The sequence below is a fragment of the Acinetobacter sichuanensis genome, from assembly GCF_003024515.2.
In the GTDB taxonomy this organism is placed as follows: domain Bacteria; phylum Pseudomonadota; class Gammaproteobacteria; order Pseudomonadales; family Moraxellaceae; genus Acinetobacter; species Acinetobacter sichuanensis.
Map to the genome: position 1 here is coordinate 1 of NZ_PYIX02000078.1, position 5775 is coordinate 5775.

The window sequence follows — 5775 nt, forward strand, 5'->3', positions numbered from 1 at the left end:
CAGCGGCGTGAACGCTGGCCGTCCTTTCTGATCCGGCGCGATCCGCGCGACATCAGCCGTATCTGGGTCCTGGAACCGGAGGGACAGCATTACCTGGAAATTCCCTACCGTACCTTGTCGCATCCGGCTGTCACCCTCTGGGAACAACGGCAGGCGCTGGCGAAACTGCGGCAGCAAGGGCGCGAACAGGTGGATGAGTCGGCGCTGTTCCGCATGATCGGCCAGATGCGTGAGATTGTGACCAGCGCGCAGAAGGCCACACGCAAGGCGCGGCGTGACGCGGATCGCCGCCAGCACCTCAAGACATCAGCTCGGCCGGACAAGCCCGTTCCGCCGGATACGGATATTGCCGACCCGCAGGCAGACAACTTGCCACCCGCCAAACCGTTCGACCAGATTGAGGAGTGGTAGCCGTGGACGAATATCCCATCATCGACCTGTCCCACCTGCTGCCGGCGGCCCAGGGCTTGGCCCGTCTTCCGGCGGACGAGCGCATCCAGCGCCTTCGCGCCGACCGCTGGATCGGCTATCCGCGCGCAGTCGAGGCGCTGAACCGGCTGGAAGCCCTTTATGCGTGGCCAAACAAGCAACGCATGCCCAACCTGCTGCTGGTTGGCCCGACCAACAATGGCAAGTCGATGATCGTCGAGAAGTTCCGCCGCACCCACCCGGCCAGCTCCGACGCCGACCAGGAGCACATCCCGGTGTTGGTCGTGCAGATGCCGTCCGAGCCGTCCGTGATCCGCTTCTACGTCGCGCTGCTCGCCGCGATGGGCGCGCCGCTGCGCCCACGCCCACGGTTGCCGGAAATGGAGCAACTGGCTCTGGCACTGCTGCGCAAGGTCGGCGTGCGCATGCTGGTGATCGACGAGCTGCACAACGTGCTGGCCGGCAACAGCGTCAACCGCCGGGAATTCCTCAACCTGCTGCGCTTCCTCGGCAACGAACTGCGCATCCCGTTGGTTGGGGTAGGCACGCGCGACGCCTACCTAGCCATCCGCTCCGATGACCAGTTGGAAAATCGCTTCGAGCCGATGATGCTGCCGGTATGGGAGGCCAACGACGATTGCTGCTCACTGCTGGCCAGCTTCGCCGCTTCGCTCCCGCTGCGCCGGCCTTCCCCAATTGCCACGCTGGACATGGCTCGCTACCTGCTCACACGCAGCGAGGGCACCATAGGGGAACTGGCGCACTTGCTGATGGCGGCGGCCATCGTCGCCGTGGAGAGCGGCGAGGAAGCGATCAACCATCGCACACTCAGCATGGCCTGTCGACAACCTCTCGCGCAACCAAGACATCGCGGTCGGACTGCAAGTGATCTTGAAGCCACGGGCCCGTCCCACCCCGACATGGACCTCGATGCCCGAACGGACGTTAGATTTCGAGTTCTAGGCGTTCTGCGATGAAGGTTGGATCCCAGCCGGGATTGAAAGTGTCGACGTGGGTGAATCCGAGCCGCTCGTATAGGCCACGCAGGTTCGGGTGGCAGTCGAGCCGCAGCTTGGCGCACCCCTGCGTTCGCGCGGCATGGCGGCAAGCCTCGATCAGCGCGGAGCTGACACCCCGGCCCGCATGTGTCCGTCGCACCGCGAGCTTGTGCAGATATGCGGCCTCCCCCTTGAGGGCGTCGGGCCAGAACTCGGGATCCTCGGCCGACAAGGTGCAACAGCCGACGATGCCGTCGCTGCAACTCGCGACTAGGAGCTCGGATCTCAGGACGAAGGTCTCCGCGAATGTCCGGTCGATCCGCGCGACGTCCCAGGCGGGCGTTCCCTTGGCGGACATCCACGCCGCAGCGTCGTGCATCAGCCGCACAACCTCGTCGATATCACCCGAGCAGGCGACCCGAACGTTCGGAGGCTCCTCGCTGTCCATTCGCTCCCCTGGCGCGGTATGAACCGCCGCCTCATAGTGCAGTTTGATCCTGACGAGCCCAGCATGTCTGCGCCCACCTTCGCGGAACCTGACCAGGGTCCGCTAGCGGGCGGCCGGAAGGTGAATGCTAGGCATGATCTAACCCTCGGTCTCTGGCGTCGCGACTGCGAAATTTCGCGAGGGTTTCCGAGAAGGTGATTGCGCTTCGCAGATCTCCAGGCGCGTGGGTGCGGACGTAGTCAGCGCCATTGCCGATCGCGTGAAGTTCCGCCGCAAGGCTCGCTGGACCCAGATCCTTTACAGGAAGGCCAACGGTGGCGCCCAAGAAGGATTTCCGCGACACCGAGACCAATAGCGGAAGCCCCAACGCCGACTTCAGCTTTTGAAGGTTCGACAGCACGTGCAGCGATGTTTCCGGTGCGGGGCTCAAGAAAAATCCCATCCCCGGATCGAGGATGAGCCGGTCGGCAGCGACCCCGCTCCGTCGCAAGGCGGAAACCCGCGCCTCGAAGAACCGCACAATCTCGTCGAGCGCGTCTTCGGGTCGAAGGTGACCGGTGCGGGTGGCGATGCCATCCCGCTGCGCTGAGTGCATAACCACCAGCCTGCAGTCCGCCTCAGCAATATCGGGATAGAGCGCAGGGTCAGGAAATCCTTGGATATCGTTCAGGTAGCCCACGCCGCGCTTGAGCGCATAGCGCTGGGTTTCCGGTTGGAAGCTGTCGATTGAAACACGGTGCATCTGATCGGACAGGGCGTCTAAGAGCGGCGCAATACGTCTGATCTCATTGGCCGGCGATACAGGCCTCGCGTCCGGATGGCTGGCGGCCGGTCCGACATCCACGACGTCTGATCCGACTCGCAGCATTTCGATCGCCGCGGTGACAGCGCCGGCGGGGTCTAGCCGCCGGCTCTCATCGAAGAAGGAGTCCTCGGTGAGATTCAGAATGCCGAACACCGTCACCATGGCGTCGGCCTCCGCAGCGACTTCCACGATGGGGATCGGGCGAGCAAAAAGGCAGCAATTATGAGCCCCATACCTACAAAGCCCCACGCATCAAGCTTTTGCCCATGAAGCAACCAGGCAATGGCTGTAATTATGACGACGCCGAGTCCCGACCAGACTGCATAAGCAACACCGACAGGGATGGATTTCAGAACCAGAGAAAGAAAATAAAATGCGATGCCATAACCGATTATGACAACGGCGGAAGGGGCAAGCTTAGTAAAGCCCTCGCTAGATTTTAATGCGGATGTTGCGATTACTTCGCCAACTATTGCGATAACAAGAAAAAGCCAGCCTTTCATGATATATCTCCCAATTTGTGTAGGGCTTATTATGCACGCTTAAAAATAATAAAAGCAGACTTGACCTGATAGTTTGGCTGTGAGCAATTATGTGCTTAGTGCATCTAACGCCTGGCACAGCGGATCGCAAACCTGGCGCGGCTTTTGGTACAAAAGGCGTGACAGGTTTGCGAATCCGTTGCTGCCACTTGTTAACCCTTTTGCCAGATTTGGTAACTATAATTTATGTTAGAGGCGAAGTCTTGGGTAAAAACTGGCCTAAAATTGCTGGGGATTTCAGGAAAGTAAACATCACCTTCCGGCTCGATGTCTATTGTAGATATATGTAGTGTATCTGCTTGATCGATCAGGCTTTTGTATATCTCCCCACCACCTGAAACAATGACATGATCCGTTATTTTCTTTAGGTTGGTTAAAGCATCTTTAATTGATGGAAAGATCAATACGTTCTCATTGTCAGATGTAAAACTTGAACGTGTTACGACCGCATACTTTCGGTTGGGTAATGCTCCCATTGATTCAAAAGTCTTGCGTCCAACCAACAGCCATTGGTTATAGGTAATAGCTTTAAACAGGAGCTGTTCACCTTTGGCACTCCATGGAATATCAGGGCCATTCCCGATAACTCCATTCTTCGATATAGCTACCATTAGTGATAGTTTCACAATTCTTCCTCAGAGGTTAACACCTGAATTAAGCCGCGCCGCGAAGCGGCGTCGGCTTGAATGAGTTGTTAGGCAACACCGCGCTTTCTCTCGAAGGCTTGTCGTGTTTGAACCATGTAAACCGCCGGCCCGTCAGGCGTGGTGATGATCTTCTCCCGCACGAATCCTGCCTTCTCATAGCAGCGTATGGCTCGATGGTTGTTCGGAGTCGGGTCGGTCTGAATCTTCGTCACGGTGGGGTCCGAGAACAGTAGTTCAACGAGAGCGCGGACAAGCCTTGTTCCTAGGCCTTTGTTCAACTGTGTCGGGTCAGCCAGAGACTGGTCTATTCCTCGCACTCCTGGATCAGTTTCATCTTCCCACCAGCCATCACCGCTTCCGAGCGCGACGTACGACTGAGCATAGCCGATCGGTTCCTCGCCCAGCATTGCGATGTACGGTGTTACGGACTCTTCCGCCATCGCTCTGGGCAGGTAGTGTTCCAGCACTTCATCAAGAGTCGGTCGCTCTTCGTCACCACCCCACCACTCAACGATGTGCGGCCGGTTGAGCCAATCATGGAGCATCGGCAGGTCGCGCTCGGTCATGAGGCGAAGAGTTATGGGGGGGGTGCTCGCGGACATGAAATGGTCGCTCTGTGCTGCCTAACTTTGTTTTAGGGCGACTGCCCTGCTGCGTAACATCGTTGCTGCTCCATAACATCAAACATCGACCCACGGCGTAACGCGCTTGCTGCTTGGATGCCCGAGGCATAGACTGTACAAAAAAACAGTCATAACAAGCCATGAAAACCGCCACTGCGCCGTTACCACCGCTGCGTTCGGTCAAGGTTCTGGACCAGTTGCGTGAGCGCATACGCTACTTGCATTACAGTTTACCAACCGAACAGGCTTATGTCCACTGGGTTCGTGCCTTCATCCGTTTCCACGGTGTGCGTCACCCGGCAACCTTGGGCAGCAGCGAAGTCGAGGCATTTCTGTCCTGGCTGGCGAACGAGCGCAAGGTTTCGGTCTCCACGCATCGTCAGGCATTGGCGGCCTTGCTGTTCTTCTACGGCAAGGTGCTGTGCACGGATCTGCCCTGGCTTCAGGAGATCGGAAGACCTCGGCCGTCGCGGCGCTTGCCGGTGGTGCTGACCCCGGATGAAGTGGTTCGCATCCTCGGTTTTCTGGAAGGCGAGCATCGTTTGTTCGCCCAGCTTCTGTATGGAACGGGCATGCGGATCAGTGAGGGTTTGCAACTGCGGGTCAAGGATCTGGATTTCGATCACGGCACGATCATCGTGCGGGAGGGCAAGGGCTCCAAGGATCGGGCCTTGATGTTACCCGAGAGCTTGGCACCCAGCCTGCGCGAGCAGCTGTCGCGTGCACGGGCATGGTGGCTGAAGGACCAGGCCGAGGGCCGCAGCGGCGTTGCGCTTCCCGACGCCCTTGAGCGGAAGTATCCGCGCGCCGGGCATTCCTGGCCGTGGTTCTGGGTTTTTGCGCAGCACACGCATTCGACCGATCCACGGAGCGGTGTCGTGCGTCGCCATCACATGTATGACCAGACCTTTCAGCGCGCCTTCAAACGTGCCGTAGAACAAGCAGGCATCACGAAGCCCGCCACACCGCACACCCTCCGCCACTCGTTCGCGACGGCCTTGCTCCGCAGCGGTTACGACATTCGAACCGTGCAGGATCTGCTCGGCCATTCCGACGTCTCTACGACGATGATTTACACGCATGTGCTGAAAGTTGGCGGTGCCGGAGTGCGCTCACCGCTTGATGCGCTGCCGCCCCTCACTAGTGAGAGGTAGGGCAGCGCAAGTCAATCCTGGCGGATTCACTACCCCTGCGCGAAGGCCATCGGTGCCGCATCGAACGGCCGGTTGCGGAAAGTCCTCCCTGCGTCCGCTGATGGCCGGCAGCAGCCCGTCGTTGCCTGA

Annotated in this window: 7 protein-coding genes and 1 pseudogene; 3 read left to right on the forward strand and 5 right to left on the reverse strand. The window is 59.1% G+C overall.

Translation table 11 applies throughout. The features are described from left to right. A pseudogene (locus C9E89_RS21125) lies at positions 1-411 on the forward strand (Mu transposase C-terminal domain-containing protein); the annotation flags it as partial. A gap of 2 nt (positions 412-413) precedes the next feature. Continuing rightward, a complete protein-coding gene (locus C9E89_RS21130; protein WP_001381192.1) occupies positions 414-1406 on the forward strand; it encodes a TniB family NTP-binding protein in 993 nt (330 codons plus the stop codon). Here the strand turns inward: C9E89_RS21130 and C9E89_RS21135 are convergent. The 5 genes from C9E89_RS21135 to C9E89_RS21160 all read right to left on the reverse strand — a co-directional run bounded on the left by C9E89_RS21135 (position 1375) and on the right by C9E89_RS21160 (position 4471). Further along, a complete protein-coding gene (locus C9E89_RS21135; protein ID WP_000376623.1) occupies positions 1375-1875 on the reverse strand; it encodes a GNAT family N-acetyltransferase in 501 nt (166 codons plus the stop codon). The genes C9E89_RS21130 and C9E89_RS21135 overlap by 32 nt on opposite strands. 127 nt (positions 1876-2002) lie before the next feature. Then, positions 2003-2842, reverse strand: a complete 840-nt coding sequence (gene sul1 / locus C9E89_RS21145; protein ID WP_107010117.1) for a sulfonamide-resistant dihydropteroate synthase Sul1 — start codon at positions 2840-2842, stop codon at positions 2003-2005. Beyond that, positions 2836-3183: a quaternary ammonium compound efflux SMR transporter QacE delta 1 gene (locus C9E89_RS21150; RefSeq protein WP_000679427.1), complete on the reverse strand. Its 348-nt coding sequence runs from the start codon at positions 3181-3183 to the stop codon at positions 2836-2838. Before C9E89_RS21150 ends, sul1 begins: the two co-directional genes overlap by 7 nt. 191 nt (positions 3184-3374) lie before the next feature. Beyond that, positions 3375-3848 carry a trimethoprim-resistant dihydrofolate reductase DfrA1 gene (gene dfrA1, locus C9E89_RS21155; protein WP_092592735.1) on the reverse strand — a complete coding sequence of 158 codons (474 nt, stop codon included), beginning with the start codon at positions 3846-3848 and terminating at the stop codon, positions 3375-3377. 68 nt (positions 3849-3916) lie between these two features. Further along, positions 3917-4471, reverse strand: coding sequence for an aminoglycoside N-acetyltransferase AAC(6')-IIa (locus C9E89_RS21160; protein WP_023622803.1), 555 nt, complete (start codon positions 4469-4471; stop codon positions 3917-3919). 161 nt (positions 4472-4632) lie between these two features. On the opposite strand from C9E89_RS21160, the gene intI1 reads away from it, so the two are divergent. Beyond that, positions 4633-5646, forward strand: coding sequence for a class 1 integron integrase IntI1 (gene intI1, locus C9E89_RS21165; protein ID WP_000845039.1), 1014 nt, complete (start codon positions 4633-4635; stop codon positions 5644-5646). Positions 5647-5775 lie beyond the last annotated feature (129 nt).

Coding starts and splice junctions, on each gene's coding strand:
- sul1 (WP_107010117.1), bottom strand. CDS start 2,842: ATGGTGACGGTGTTCGGCATTCTGAATCTCACCGAGGACTCCTTCTTC.
- C9E89_RS21160 (WP_023622803.1), bottom strand. CDS start 4,471: ATGTCCGCGAGCACCCCCCCCATAACTCTTCGCCTCATGACCGAGCGC.
- C9E89_RS21150 (WP_000679427.1), bottom strand. CDS start 3,183: ATGAAAGGCTGGCTTTTTCTTGTTATCGCAATAGTTGGCGAAGTAATC.
- intI1 (WP_000845039.1), top strand. CDS start 4,633: ATGAAAACCGCCACTGCGCCGTTACCACCGCTGCGTTCGGTCAAGGTT.
- C9E89_RS21135 (WP_000376623.1), bottom strand. CDS start 1,875: ATGGACAGCGAGGAGCCTCCGAACGTTCGGGTCGCCTGCTCGGGTGAT.